Annotated in this window: 11 protein-coding genes; 4 read left to right on the top strand and 7 right to left on the bottom strand. The window is 54.7% G+C overall.

All coding sequences use genetic code 11. The features are described from left to right. Positions 1-18: 18 nt before the first annotated feature. From ACTH5D_RS13785 to ACTH5D_RS13775, 3 genes are all read left to right on the top strand, one after another. Positions 19-1,800 carry a sodium:solute symporter family protein gene (locus tag ACTH5D_RS13785; RefSeq protein ID WP_192536232.1) on the top strand — a complete coding sequence of 594 codons (1,782 nt, stop codon included), beginning with the start codon at positions 19-21 and terminating at the stop codon, positions 1,798-1,800. A gap of 108 nt (positions 1,801-1,908) precedes the next feature. After that, positions 1,909-2,421, top strand: a complete 513-nt coding sequence (locus tag ACTH5D_RS13780; RefSeq protein ID WP_096278250.1) for a hypothetical protein — start codon at positions 1,909-1,911, stop codon at positions 2,419-2,421. Positions 2,422-2,545: 124 nt separating this feature from the next. Next, complete coding sequence (locus ACTH5D_RS13775; RefSeq protein ID WP_096278247.1) at positions 2,546-6,487, top strand: hybrid sensor histidine kinase/response regulator; 3,942 nt, start codon at positions 2,546-2,548, stop codon at positions 6,485-6,487. A 26-nt stretch (positions 6,488-6,513) separates the two neighbouring features. Here the strand turns inward: ACTH5D_RS13775 and ACTH5D_RS13770 are convergent, their stop codons facing one another. From ACTH5D_RS13770 to ACTH5D_RS13760, 3 genes are all read right to left on the bottom strand, one after another. Next, positions 6,514-7,176 (bottom strand): response regulator, encoded by a 663-nt coding sequence (locus ACTH5D_RS13770; protein ID WP_096278245.1) that lies wholly within the window; start codon positions 7,174-7,176, stop codon positions 6,514-6,516. A 276-nt stretch (positions 7,177-7,452) separates the two neighbouring features. Then, the gene (gene acs / locus ACTH5D_RS13765; protein ID WP_096278243.1) at positions 7,453-9,402 is read right to left on the bottom strand and encodes an acetate--CoA ligase; all 1,950 of its coding nucleotides are present in this window, start codon (positions 9,400-9,402) and stop codon (positions 7,453-7,455) included. Between the two features lie 224 nt (positions 9,403-9,626). Then, positions 9,627-10,175, bottom strand: a complete 549-nt coding sequence (locus ACTH5D_RS13760) for a SprT family zinc-dependent metalloprotease (protein WP_096282292.1) — start codon at positions 10,173-10,175, stop codon at positions 9,627-9,629. 87 nt (positions 10,176-10,262) lie between these two features. On the opposite strand from ACTH5D_RS13760, the gene ACTH5D_RS13755 reads away from it, so the two are divergent. Next, complete coding sequence (locus ACTH5D_RS13755) at positions 10,263-10,922, top strand: YecA/YgfB family protein (protein ID WP_096278241.1); 660 nt, start codon at positions 10,263-10,265, stop codon at positions 10,920-10,922. Between the two features lie 75 nt (positions 10,923-10,997). Here the strand turns inward: ACTH5D_RS13755 and ACTH5D_RS13750 are convergent, their stop codons facing one another. The 4 genes from ACTH5D_RS13750 to adk form a co-directional block, all read right to left on the bottom strand. Then, positions 10,998-12,119, bottom strand: a complete 1,122-nt coding sequence (locus ACTH5D_RS13750) for a phospholipase D-like domain-containing protein (protein WP_096278239.1) — start codon at positions 12,117-12,119, stop codon at positions 10,998-11,000. A 25-nt stretch (positions 12,120-12,144) separates the two neighbouring features. Beyond that, complete coding sequence (locus ACTH5D_RS13745; protein ID WP_096282291.1) at positions 12,145-12,867, bottom strand: class I SAM-dependent methyltransferase; 723 nt, start codon at positions 12,865-12,867, stop codon at positions 12,145-12,147. 5 nt (positions 12,868-12,872) lie between these two features. After that, the gene (tsaB, locus tag ACTH5D_RS13740) at positions 12,873-13,619 is read right to left on the bottom strand and encodes a tRNA (adenosine(37)-N6)-threonylcarbamoyltransferase complex dimerization subunit type 1 TsaB (RefSeq protein WP_096278237.1); all 747 of its coding nucleotides are present in this window, start codon (positions 13,617-13,619) and stop codon (positions 12,873-12,875) included. Positions 13,620-13,744: 125 nt separating this feature from the next. Beyond that, positions 13,745-14,322, bottom strand: a 578-nt coding sequence (gene adk / locus ACTH5D_RS13735; RefSeq protein WP_441672187.1) for an adenylate kinase, incomplete at its 5' end; no start/stop codon positions are given.

Here is a 14,322-nt window from a genome sequence, read left to right as displayed (position 1 = left end):
CTTGGGGAGTAAGCCGGTATGAGCCAGTTTGCAATTAACTTACTGTTCGTCGGCTCTTCCTTTGCCCTTTATATCGGCATCGCGATTTGGGCACGAGCAGGCTCGACGAAAGACTTCTATGTGGCCGGCGGCGGCGTTCATCCTATCACCAACGGGATGGCTACCGCGGCGGACTGGATGTCAGCGGCGTCGTTTATCTCTATGGCTGGCTTGCTCGCCTCTGGAGGCTACGCGAACTCCACCTTCTTAATGGGCTGGACCGGCGGCTACGTGATTCTGGCGATGCTGCTAGCGCCTTATTTGCGTAAGTTTGGTAAGTTCACCGTGCCAGACTTCATCGGTGACCGCTTCTATAGCAATACCGCGCGTCTCGTCGCGATTGTATGTTTGATTATCGCCTCCGTTACTTACGTTATCGGTCAAATGACCGGCGCAGGCGTTGCCTTCTCTCGCTTTTTGGAAGTTAGCAACACTTGGGGTATCTGGCTTGCCGCGCTAATCGTTTTCCTCTACGCCGTATTTGGCGGTATGAAAGGCATCACCTACACCCAGGTTGCTCAATACGTGGTGTTGATTGTTGCCTACACTATCCCTGCGGTGTTTATTGCCATGCAGTTAACTGGCAACCCCATTCCGATGTTCGGGATGTTCAGTACGCATACCGAATCCGGCGTGCCGCTGCTTGAGAAACTGGACAGCGTCGTAAGCGCACTTGGCTTTCAAGACTACACCGCTGATGTAGATAACAAGCTCAACATGGTGCTGTTCACTCTGTCGCTGATGGTCGGTACTGCCGGTCTTCCTCACGTTATTATTCGCTTTTTCACCGTGCCTAAAGTGGCCGACGCGCGCTGGTCTGCCGGCTGGGCATTAGTCTTCATTGCACTACTTTACCTCACCGCACCAGCGGTAGGTTCCATGGCTCGCTTGAACCTGATGACCACGGTCTATCCAGAGATGGGGGGGCAGGTTGAGAACTACGAAGAAGCGGCGCAAACGCCGATCCTATACGAAGAGCGCCCTGAGTGGTTCCGTACCTGGGAAGACACTGGGCTGATCACCTACAACGACATCAACAACGATGGCCGCATTCAGTTTTACAATGATGCCGTTGACTACACCGATCGTGGTTGGGAAGGTAACGAGCTCAGTGTGAATAATGACATCCTGGTACTCGCTAACCCTGAAATCGCCAACTTACCCGGCTGGGTAATCGGTTTGATTGCAGCAGGCGGCATCGCAGCGGCGCTTTCTACCGCGGCGGGCTTGCTACTGGCCATCTCTTCAGCCATCAGCCACGATTTGATCAAAACGATGATCAACCCAAAAATCAGCGAAAAAGGCGAGATGCTGGCGGCAAGGATTTCAATGGGCGGTGCGATATTGTTGGCCACCTATTTGGGGCTCAACCCGCCTGGGTTTGCAGCACAAACGGTCGCCCTGGCCTTTGGCATTGCCGGTGCATCGCTGTTCCCAGCGCTGATGATGGGTATTTTCTCTAAGCGGATGAACAACTCAGGCGCGATTGCCGGCATGCTGGCAGGCTTAATCAGCACCCTGCTGTATATCTTCACCTATCTGGGCTGGTTCTTTGTTTCGGGTACCAACATGCTGGCAAACACGCCTGACAACTGGTTCCTAGGCATCTCGCCACTCTCCTTCGGTGCAGTAGGTGCAATGATTAACTTTGCCGTTGCCTTTGCGGTCTCTAGCGTGACAAAAGCTCCGCCGCAAGAAATTCAGGACCTAGTGGAAAGCGTTCGCTATCCGAAAGGTGCTGGCATGGCAATAGATCACTAAGTCATAATCGTTCCTGGCGTGTTAGCGTAATGCGGTGATCACGCCTTGGAATCGACCCACCATCGGGCTTCCTCAGGGAGGCCCGATGTCTTTTAATAAGGATAATTTATGATATGGCATTTGATCGCCGCCGTGTTTGCGGGCCTGGCGGCCGCAGGGATCGGTCTAATACTGCGTACGCTGAGCGGCAAACGGCTACCCAAATGGATAGTGCCAGTATTTGGCGGGCTGGGGATGTTGGGCTATCAGGTTCAGGTGGAATACAGCTGGTTTGAGCATAAGCAGGCCCAGCTTCCCGCTACCACCACGGTGATTTCCAGCGACACCTCCACGGCAGTATGGCGCCCATGGACGTTTGCGATCCCCATGACCACGAAATTTAGCGTGATCGACAGCGAAAACATTCGTCTCAGCGAGCAAAATGGCGCCCGCTTAGCAGAGTTTATCCTTTATCAGTTTGAACGCCATTACACGGACATCATCATCACCCAGCCTTATCTGCTTAACTGCGAAAACCGCGAATTAGTCCCACTCGATAAAGAGACACGCGCCCCCATCCTTGAGCAGATACGCACGTTGCGCGATAGCTCCCCCCTACTTCTCAACGTCTGTGCCACATAGGCTTTAACTGTCGCCAGCAAACCTGCGTATCAATGATCGTACAGCGCGCGATATTTCGCCTAGAATAAGGCCTTTTATCAGCAGCGCACGTTAAGCGGATCGCAAACTCTGGCGGGAGAAAAGCATGTTTCACGGCGGGCTACTGGTCGCGGTATCGTTCCTCTATATTGCCGTTTTGTTTTGCATAGCATGGTACGGTGACCGCCGAGCGCGCACGCATGGCGCCACCCGCCGGCGTCCGACTATCTATAGCTTAGCGTTGGCGATTTACTGCACTTCATGGACCTTTTACGGTGCCGTAGGGCAAGCCGCTACAGCCGGCTGGTCGTTCGCCAGTATCTTTGTTGGGCCCATATTAACGTTTTTACTTTTCTGGCCCGTGCTGGCCAAAATGATCCGTGTTGCTAAGCACCAAAACGTTACGTCTATTGCCGACTTTATTGCCTCCCGCTACGGCAAAACTCAATCGTTGGCCGCCTTTGCCAGTCTCGTTGCGCTAGTCGGAACCCTTCCCTACATTGCTCTACAGCTGAAAGCGGTTTCCACCACGTTTAGCGTACTCACCGACGCCACCGATGTAACTCATACGCCGTTGTTTGGCGATACGGCGTTCTATGTCGCCATTGTCATGGCTATCTTCGCGATTTTATTCGGCACCCGGCACACTGATGCCACCGAACATCACGAAGGATTAATTCATGCGGTCGCATTTGAATCGCTGGTCAAGCTGCTGGCTTTCGTGGTGCTCGGCGCCTTTGTCACCTGGGGTATGTTTGGCGGTCTAGGGGAATTAATGGGCCATGCCGAGAGCCAGCTTCAGCTCCAGCGCCAGCTCGCCAATCAGGACTTTGGCCAAAGCTTCTGGGCGCAAACACTACTCGCCATGCTGGCGATTCTTTGCTTGCCGCGCCAATTTCACGTGGCGGTGGTGGAAAACATCCACCCTGACGATGCCTCCAAAGCCCGCTGGCTGTTTCCACTTTATCTGCTAGCCATTGCGTTTTTTGTAGTGCCCCTAGCCGCGGCCGGGCTACTGTTATTTTCTGAAACCGGCGTAGAGCCCGACACCTACGTCCTGGCGCTGTCGGTGGCGTCAGGACACCAGTGGCTGACGCTACTCACCTTTATTGGCGGATTTTCTGCTGCAACGGGCATGGTGATTGTCGCTGCGGTGGCGGTATCTATCATGATTTCCAACGAAATTATCATTCCAGCGCTCTTCCGCCTGCGCTGGTTTGATACCAAAGCACGCGACTATGGCCGTCTGGTGCTGCGCACTCGTCGCCTGACGATTGTCGCTGTACTGGCCATGGCCTACGGGTTTTACCAGCTGCTTGCTGAGTTCACCTCGCTGGCCTCTATTGGCATGCTGTCGTTTGCGGCCGCAGCGCAGTTTGCACCCGCAGTGATTGGCGGGCTTTACTGGAAGCGCGGCAATCGATTCGGGGTTATCGTTGGCATGAACGCCGGCTTCGCGATCTGGGTATATAGCCTGCTAATGCCCGCCATGATCAATGCCGGCGTGCTGCCAACCCTGTGGCTTGAAGGTGGACCGCTTGGGCTTAACTGGCTATCGCCAACGGCACTCTTTGGGCTTAATTTGGGCGATAGCTTTACCCACGGTGTGATGCTGTCCCTTGGGATTAACCTGTTTTGCTACATTTTTGTCTCCCAGGTCACCTCTCAGCGAGTAGTTGAGCGTATTCAGGCATCACTGTTTGTCGATAGCGTGGAAACACGCCAGACCTCGGTCAACCGGCCCTGGACCGGGGCAACCACCGTGGGCGATTTAAAAGTGCTCTGCGAGCGTTTTCTAGGCGCCAGCCAAGTAGGCCGCGCCTTTGAAGACTACGCCCGCCGCACGGGCAAACCGCTGGACGACGGCACCCGCGCATCGATTGATATTATTCAGTTTACCGAGCGCTTTCTGGCCTCAGTGCTCGGCGCATCATCTGCTCGGATTGTGGTCAACTCGGCGCTTCAAGGCCGGGGCATCGGCATTTCGGACGTGATTTCAATTGTCGATGAAGCATCACAGGTATTGGAGTTCAACCGAGCGCTGCTGCAAGCCACTATCGAAAATATTAATCAGGGCATCAGCGTAGTCGATCAGAACCTGCGCCTGGTGGTATGGAACCAGCGCTATCTGGAGCTCTTCCGCTTCCCGGACCACCTCATTCGCGTCGGTGCGCCAATTGATCGCATCTTCCGCTACAACGCCCACAACAGCGAATATGGCCCGGGAGATCCAGAAGAACATGTCCAGCTTCTGCTCGACAATATTCGCGAAGGCCAGCCTCATCGTTACGTGCGCTATCGCCAGGATGGCAGCGTGCTGGAAGTTCAGGGCAACCCGATGCCGGGCGGCGGATTTGTTTATACCTATCAGGATATTACCCAGCAAAAGCGTATCGAAGAGGCGCTGATCCGCTCGGAAAACAATATTCGAATTTATACCGACAACGTGCCCGCGCTGATCGCCTATTTCGACAAAGAGTGTCGCTACTTATTTACCAACCGCGCCTACGAGCAGGCCTTTAATATTGATCGCAACGCGGTCATTGGCCGTCGTTTTGAGGACGTGCTTCAGGTCAAACAGGCCGAGGAGCGCACGCCCTGGGTTACCCGTGCATTAAGCGGAGAGCGCGTGAGCTTTGAAGTCTCGCTGCGCGTTAACGAGGCCATGCGCTATATGCTCGTGACCTACACGCCCCACTTTGGCGACAGCCAAACTATTTTGGGTTTCTTTGCCCTTTATCAAGATATTACCGAGCGCCGCCAAGCTGAGATTGCCCTAGAGGAAACCAACGAAACGCTTGAAGAGCGCGTTCGTGAGCGAACTCAGGCGCTTTCGGAGGCCAACGCAGCACTGCGCCAGGAGAACCGAGTGCGCGCGGAGGCAGAGCTCGCCCTGCGCCAGGCTAAACAGCTGGCGGAAGATGCCAACGCCTCTAAAACGCGCTTTCTCGCCGCGGCCAGCCATGATTTACTGCAGCCTCTTAACGCTGCCCGGCTGTTTACATCGGCGCTAATGCAAAATGTCACTACCCCAGATACCCAGCGCATCGTTGGCCATATCGATAACTCGCTCCAGGCGGCCGAGGAGCTGCTCAGCACCCTGCTGGATATCTCTAAACTAGATGCTGGCGCCTTAACGCCACGTCGCAATCACTTCCCACTGGCGAATATCTTTCGCCCACTGCGCGCCGAGTTTGAGGTAATGGCTGACGACAGAGGGCTGGATTTAGAAGTAGTGCCGACCCAGCTGTGGGTCGACTCAGATCCTCAGATGCTGCGGCGTATCGTACAAAACTTCTTATCTAACGCTATTCGCTATACCCAAGAGGGCCGGGTACTGCTGGGCTGTCGCCGCCAAAATGGCTGGCTCTCTATTGAAGTGTGGGACAGCGGCCCTGGCATTCCTGAATCTAAACTGACCGAAATTTTCCAAGAATTCCGTCGCTTGGATCAAGTCTCGCGGCATAAAGAAAGCGAAAAGGGGCTGGGGCTAGGTCTCTCGATTGCTGATCGCATGAGCCGTGTGCTGGATCATCCTATCAAAGTGCGCTCTACGGTAGGCAAAGGCGCAGTTTTCTCGGTCAGCGTGCCAACAGTGGCGGCCCGGGAAGCTAACGCATCCGATCTCGAGCCTCAAATGCGCCGGAGTGGTCATAAATTGAACGGTACGCGTATCGTGTGTATCGACAATGAAACGCTGATTCTAGAAGGCATGACGGCCATGCTAAGCGGGTGGGGCTGCGAAGTATTTACGGCCACTAGCATTGGGGGAGCGAAATCCATTCTGCGTAATATGGACGGTGAGCCCGATGCTATTCTGGCTGACTATCACCTGGATAATGAAGTGACTGGCTTGATGGCGCTGGAGGCGCTTAGCGAGCGCTTTGAAGGAGCAGTGCCGGGCATTGTGATCACCGCTGACCGAACTGAAGCTGTTGCTGAAGAAATCAAACGGGCGGGTTACCAACTGCTGCTAAAACCGGTTAAACCAGCTGCGCTGCGGGCGTTATTGACGCGTACGTTACAGGCCAATCGCGCGGCGCGTTAAGCGCCGCGTAACGTGCTAGTAAGCGCTTACGATGCAACCTTCGGTGGCTCAACTTCCAACTTCTGGGCAGCAATGACGGCCTGGGTACGTGAGTGCACGCCCAGCTTACGCAAAATCGCGGTCACGTGCGCTTTGATCGTCGCTTCCGAAACGCTCAGCTCGTAGGCGATCTGTTTGTTCAGCAGCCCTTCCGTCAGCATATTCAATACGCGAAATTGCTGGGGGGTTAGCGAAGCAATCGCTTCAGCAAAGCGCGACTCCTCTTCACTGGTTTCTTCCAGTACGTTAGCTAATGCCTCGGGCAACCATACTTCACCCTTAAGAATTTCACCGACGGCCTCAGCAATTAGTTGTAGAGACGAAGATTTAGGGATAAAACCCGACGCGCCGTAGTCAATAGCACGACGAACGACGTAAGGCTCGTCGCTTCCAGATACGACAGCAACGGGAATATCGGGCATTTGACCACGCAACTGAATCAAGCCAGAGAAGCCGTGGGCACCCGGCATATGCAGATCCAGGAGAATCAAGTCAGCATCGGGATGGCGATTCACCACTTCATTAGTGGCTTCCATGGTATCTGCTTCGACAATTTCCGCCTGGGGAGCTAACTGGCGTAACGCTTGGGTCAGCGCTGCACGAAACAGCGGGTGATCGTCAGCGACGATAAACTTATGAGCTACTGCCATGGATATTTCTCCGGTTCCTTGAACAGCGGGGCTGTCTGCTACCCCGACGCTAGGCTCTTGCGGTTTGAAGCATGGTACCCCATGGGCCTCATCATGCCCAAGCATCACATGCACAATTTGTAATTGACCGATCGTACCATTGAAAACTCATACAAAGAAAAATTCATATCAACCAACACAACAGTGCCGACCTACACGGGCCGGCACTGTTTAATTAAAATGGCGCATTACCGCCAATGTTATTGAAAGAATGCTGTTGAAAGAAAAATATCGCCGCTATTGATTCGCGCGATGTTCAATCAATTGGTCGACCACCGACGGATCAGCCAAGGTGCTGGTATCGCCTAGCCCATCGCACTCGTTTGCGGCTATCTTGCGCAGAATGCGCCGCATGATTTTACCGGAACGAGTTTTCGGCAAGCTTGGCGCCCACTGAATGACATCAGGCGATGCAATCGGACCGATATCTTTCCGAACCCACTGCGTCAGCTCTTTTTTGAGCTCGTCAGTCTCCTCGATACCGTCATTCAAGGTGACATAGATGTAGATCCCTTGCCCCTTAATATCATGCGGAAAGCCTACCACGGCCGCTTCAGCAACGGCGCTGTGTGCTACCAATGATGACTCAATCTCGGCGGTCCCCATGCGGTGACCAGACACGTTGAGCACGTCATCAACGCGCCCGGTGATCCAATAGTAGCCATCCTCATCGCGGCGGCAGCCATCACCCGTGAAATACATGCCGTCATAGGTCGAAAAGTAAGTCTGGATGAAGCGCTCGTGATCATTCCAGATAGAGCGCGCCTGCCCCGGCCAAGAATCAAGAATAGCCAGGTTACCTTCGGTGGCACCCTCAAGTATATTGCCTTCATTATCGACCAAGGCCGGCTTCACACCAAAGAACGGTACGGTCGCAGAACCAGGCTTAAGCGGCGTGGCACCAGGCAGCGGGGCAATCATGATCCCGCCGGTTTCGGTTTGCCACCAGGTATCGACAATTGGGCAATTCTCGTTGCCGATAACTCGATAGAACCATTCCCAGGCTTCCGGATTGATCGGCTCACCTACAGAGCCAAGCAGGCGCAGGCTGTCCCGCTTGCTCGAATCCATAACGTTGTCGCCGTGCGCCATTAATGCACGCACCGCCGTGGGCGCAGTATAAAGAATATTAACGTTGTGCTTATCAACGATCTCGCCCATCCGACCGTGGGTCGGATAGCTCGGCACGCCCTCAAACATAAGGGTCGTCGCGCCGTTCGCTAACGGGCCATATACGATATAGCTGTGACCGGTTACCCAGCCGACATCCGCCGTACACCAGTAAACTTCACCATCCTGATAGTCAAACACATACTGGTGAGTCATAGCGGCGTAGGTCAGGTAGCCACCGGTGGTGTGCTTGAGTCCTTTCGGCGCGCCTGTAGAGCCTGAGGTATACAGAATAAATAGCGGGTCTTCCGCTCCCATGGCTTCGGCTTCGCACTCGCTTGACTGTTTGTCGACAAGCGCATCAAACCAAATATCACGACCTTCTTTCCAGTCAATGTCACCACCGGTGCGCTTCACCACCAGTACATTTTTGCATACGTCAGTGCCTTCGCGGGTCAGTGCGGAATCCACGTTTTCCTTAAGCGGCACGTGCTTGCCACCGCGCACCGACTCATCGGCCGTGATCACAAGCTTGGAGTCCGAACCAATCACGCGCTGGGCAACCGCATCTGGAGAGAAGCCGCCAAATACCACCGAGTGCACCGCACCGATGCGCGCACAGGCAAGCATCGCCATAGCGGCCTCAGGAATCATCGGCATATACAGCGTGACGGTATCGCCCTTACCAATCCCTAACTCTTTTAGCGCGTTGGCTAGCTGGTTCGTGCGTGCGTACAGCTCGCGATAGCTAATGTGCTTGGATTCATTGGGGTTATCGCCCTCCCAAATAATCGCGGTTTGATCGCCACGCTTGTCTAAGTGGCGATCCAAACAGTTGGCGCTGACGTTAAGCAATCCATCTTCAAACCAACGGATATCGACGTTATCACGCGCAAAGGAGGTGTTTTTGATCTTAGTAGGTGCCTTAACCCAGTCAAGGCGCTGGGCCTGCTCTGCCCAGAAGGCTTCCGGATCGTCCAGCGACTGCTGATACATGGCCTCATACTTAGCTTTGTCGGCCCATGCTTTGGCGGCGAAATCGTCGCGCACCGGATAGACTTTCTGTTGATTGCTCATGACATTGCCTCTGTGCGTGAAAATGCACTTTCTAAATAAATGATCGTGCTAAAGAAACTGTTGCCGATACCTGTCTTTATGGCGTGCTTTGTGACGTGGGCTGAGTATTATCAGGCCTATCGACTGCTAATAAGGTTCCTCTAGCATAAACCTCCGCGAGCAAGCTTCCCTTTAGACATTGGTATTAAAAAATTTTACTTAAAAAACAAATATTTAAAATAATATCAAAGCACATCTTCTGGTGCGTAGACCAAGGTCTTAACACAGTGTCGGCAGCGATATCCACGTCCGCTTGCCGCTAGCGCATGGCGCCTGGGTGTAAAACGATGAATCCGACAACCACACTGATAGCGATAAGGCGCGGACTGTGCCTGTTGAACATCAAACTGATGCGTCACGCGTGGCGCCAAACCGAACAGATCCCGCATCACCGTTTTCCACTCACGTCCGTGAGGCTTCAAGCGTGGGCCATTATCTAAATGAAATACCAGCCAGTGAGCCATTTCATGTGGGATAACGTCATCAAAAAAAGCCGTGCGGTTTTCACTCAGCAGCACTGGGTTTAAGCGTAAGCCGCCACGGCTGAGATGCGCCTGTCCAGCGCAGGCGCCTCGCAAGTCAAACCAAACCGTTGGAGCGGGTAGCGGCGGACATACCTCACAGCAGCGTTGCCAAGCCTGCTCTACGCGCGCGCGCGCGGCATGGTGCAAATCGGTTGTCGTCATGGCGGCCAGTTCGGCAGCAGGCCATGGAGGCAGAGGTATAGTACTCATTAGTGATAAACTAGCCGTAATAGGTACACGTTGATAGGGATACATAGTATCCGATGATGACCGATTCGCATTAATGAGGCTTTACTCATGGCAGAGCGTAGCGACACCCAAGAACCGAACATGCCACCGCAACCACTGCTCGACGATGAGCAGTTGGATAGATTGGACGACTTCCTTGCTTCAGATCAAGTGGATGAAGACGCCCTGGATCTAATCTCCGCCCATGGATTCTTAGTCGCGCTTGCCGTCGCGCCAAGTGAGCTGCCGCCCGCCCAGTGGCTGGCCGAGCTGTTTCAAGGTGAGCCGCGTTACGCCGATGACGCCGAACGCGATGAGATTATTACGCTACTTACCCTGCTGCGTGACAATGCGGTGGCGGTACTGGAACAAGGCGGCTTACCGGAACTACCTTTCGAGCTGACGCTCGGCGGCGAACCTGCTGAAGACACCCCGATTGGCGATTGGTGTGCGGGCTTCATGGAAGGCGTCTTCAGCGATGAGAGCGCCTGGTTCCAGGACGATGAAGAGGCTGCCGCCACCCTATTACTGCCGTTCATGCTGCTATCGGGCCTGTTCGACGACGAGCCAGACATGGTCGAGCTGGCCAAGGACCAGCAGCGCCAAGAGTCGCTAGTGGTACAGTTGCCGGAGCTGGTGCTGGATCTTTATCTGCACTACCGCGTACCGCCGGAAACGCCCAAGCCTAAACCGCGCAAGAAAACTCCCGCTAAAGGTAAAAAACGCTAGGCGCTCTTGCAAACTTCCATGTGCTAATTTTCAGAGCGAGTTTCAAGAACAGGTTTCAAGAGTGGGCTTCAAGCGCTATTTAATACGCGTCACCATCGCATCTAGGATCCCATAGACCCACTCTTTGGCGCGCTGCCCCCAGGGGCGCGCTGCCCACGTTTTCGCATCCACTTCTTGGCTGGTGGCAAAGTTGCGCTCAAACATCTGGCGTACTTCAGTTGCCAGCCGTGGGTCCATTACCTCTTGATTGGCCTCTAGGTTCCAGTGCAAGTTCCAGTGATCAAAATTACACGAGCCGATACTTATCCACTCGTCGGCGAGTACAAACTTGGCATGAATAAACGTCGGCTGGAACTCAAAAATACGCACTCCGGCCTTAAGCATTGTCTGATAAAAACGCTGACCGGCAAAGCGAACGCCGGGGTGATCATGCTTAGCACCGGGCAGCAGCAAGCGGACATCAACACCGCGCCGCGCCGCTCGAACTAAGCGGCGGCGCAGGGCAAACGTTGGCACAAAATACGGTGTGCATAGCCACAGCTGCGTTTTGGCGTTATTCACACGCCCGTGCAATGAATGACGAATGGCTTGATAACGATAGCCCCGTGCCGACATCGCACGCCCTGGCATGCCGTTAGGCTGTTCATGCGGCTCGCGCCTTTCAGGCAGGCCGACCGCACGTTCATCACCCTTTTCGGCGCGCGTTAGCCGCGAATGCCACAGCCGCCGAAATAGCAGCTCCCAGTCAGCCACTACCGGCCCCTCAATACGCAGCGCAATCTCATACCAAGCATTGAGAAACTCATCGACCGCACCAAAACCACCGGTAAACGCCTGCTCACCGTCAATAACGACAATTTTACGGTGATCGCGGCTCAAGTTTAGGGCTAAAGAGTGAAAGCCTAGCGGGTTAAAAAAGCGTAGCTGAACACCACCCTGCTTCAACCGCTGTCGATCATCACGGGACAGCCCCATCGAGCCGTAGCCATCGAGTAGCAAACAGACGCAGACGCCGCGCCCTGCAGCGCCAATGAGCGCATCAATAGCTTGACTAGCAAGCTCGCCAGACTCCATCAGATAAAGTTCGACCAGCACATAGTGCTGCGCGGCATTGACCGCTTCCAACATGGCCGGAAGAAAGCGCGTGGCTTCTGGCAGCAACGTAAAATGATTCCCTTCTCGCCACGCATTGTGCATGGGTACTCCTTGCGTTAGCGGTGAGCTACCGTACTAACGAACGATGGACGTATAAATCATAGCGACTGGTTTTGCCTTCTAGCGTGTGCTGAGGCGCAGGCCCAGCAATAGGCGGCGCCTTGCGCGGACGCTTAACGACCACGCGATGCGTCGCCACATCCAGCGCTGCCTCAAGCAGCCGCGGGGCATCGTTATCATCACCGGCGAGCTCGCGAAACAGGCGCATCTCTTTTTTCACCAGCGCGGACTTCTCACGGTGGGGAAACATAGGATCAAGATGTATGACCTGCGGCGTAAAACAGGCGCTGGCAACCAGCTGCGCCAACGATTGAGCAGCATCGCCGTGTGCGAGCATCATGCGTGCAGCAATATCTGCCGTCTCGCTATGCTTCAATGCCCGCTTTAAGCCATCTTCCAGCAGCGCTGCAATCGCCGCTACCCGCTCAATTAACAGCACCTGCGCACCGAGGCTTGCGAGTACAAAGGCATCGCGCCCCAGCCCTGCAGTTGCATCAACAATGCTCGGCGATACGCCTTTGCTCAGCCCGCAGGCTTTGGCGACTAGCTGACCACGCCCACCGCCAAAGCGGCGTCGATGGGCAGCCTTGCCCGCCGTAAAATCGACGCTTAGCGGCTTCCCGTAGCGATCCTCATCACCCACCAGCGCCAGCCCTTCATCGCCTTGTATTAGGCGCAAACCCGCTGGCAAAGCGATGTTATTAATATCGCTCTCAAGGTCACTCGGCACACCGATCACGCGGGCTTTTTCCAAGCAACGTCATTACGCAGATAAACCGGTAGAATCAAATGCGCCGCTTGGCCAAGCCCAGCAGCAAAGTCACGCGCCGCTAGCCATGCCATTTCTTCAGCGCGAGGCTCAAGGTCACACAAGTGCTGGGGCATACTAAGCTGCACATCAGTCGTGAAGCGCTCCCATAACGTAAAGCCGCTGCCGACGCCGACCCAGTCGGTTTCTCCGCTGGGCAGGCGCATCGCCTCTGGGGCTAACACGGCCTCCGCGCTCATCACCGTAATAGTGTCTTTCAGGCAATGCCACGTTGCGGCATAGATCTCGCCCATACGGGCATCGATAGCCGTCACAACATGGCGCAGGTGATAGCGCCGGTGTGCCTGAAGGGCAAGGGCTTCCAGCGTAGAAATACCCAGGAGCGGGCGGTCCAAACCAAAGGCAAGCCCCTGGGCAGCACCCGCGGCAATGCGCAACCCGGTAAACGACCCTGGGCCGCGACCAAACGCTACGGCGTCAAGCTGAGCTGGGGTTACCTGCGCCTCGGCAAGCACTTCATCTACCATTGGCAGTAATCGACGCGTATGGGCGCGAGGCGTCATTTCAAAACGTGCCAGGCATTCGATCTTCGGATGTTCTGGCGTTAGGTTCTCGGGCGCTAGATGCCCAGTGTCAGAGGCGTCTTCTTGGCGCAGCAGAGCGACGGAGCAAGCGCTCGATGAGGCGTCAAGGGCAAGCAAATATAACGGCATAGCAAAGGGCCACTCGAAAGAAACATTACGACATTATACCCACACCACGCTAACACGACGATGGCCCGCTTAAAGCGAGCCATCATCAAAGTTCTGTATATAGCCAATGTAGTGCGTTTTGCGACTTAGCTCAGCGCTTCTTTCACTTGGCGGGTAATGTCGGTCACACTGCCTACACCTTCAATACGGTGGTATTGCGGGGCGCTTTCAGCATCTTCCGTTGCCCATTGCTGATAGTAATCGACCAACGGGGCCGTTTGATCATGATAAACCGATAAACGATTACGCACCGTGGACTCTTGATCATCTTCACGCTGAATAAGCGCTTCGCCAGTGACATTATCCTTGCCCGGCTCTTTGGGTGGATTATGCTCAACGTGGTAGACACGGCCAGAGGCTGGATGAACGCGACGCCCGGCTAAACGATTGACGATTTCTTCATCGGGCACGGCAATCTCCACTACGTGATCCAGCTTTACACCGCCTTCTTTCATCGCGTCAGCCTGGGGGATCGTGCGTGGAAAACCATCGAATAGAAAGCCGTTTTCGCAGTCCGGCTGGCCGATGCGTTCTTTAACCAGATCGATAATAATGTCGTCTGATACCAAGCCGCCGCTGTTCATGATCTCTTTTACTTTTAGGCCCAGCTCAGTGCCATCTTTAATGGCCGTGCGCAGCATATCCCCGGTGGAAATCTGAGGAA

Origin of the sequence: Halomonas sp. (assembly GCF_052095695.1) — a bacterium.
Lineage (GTDB): Bacteria > Pseudomonadota > Gammaproteobacteria > Pseudomonadales > Halomonadaceae > Vreelandella.
This window is presented reverse-complemented; position numbering and strand designations above follow the sequence as displayed.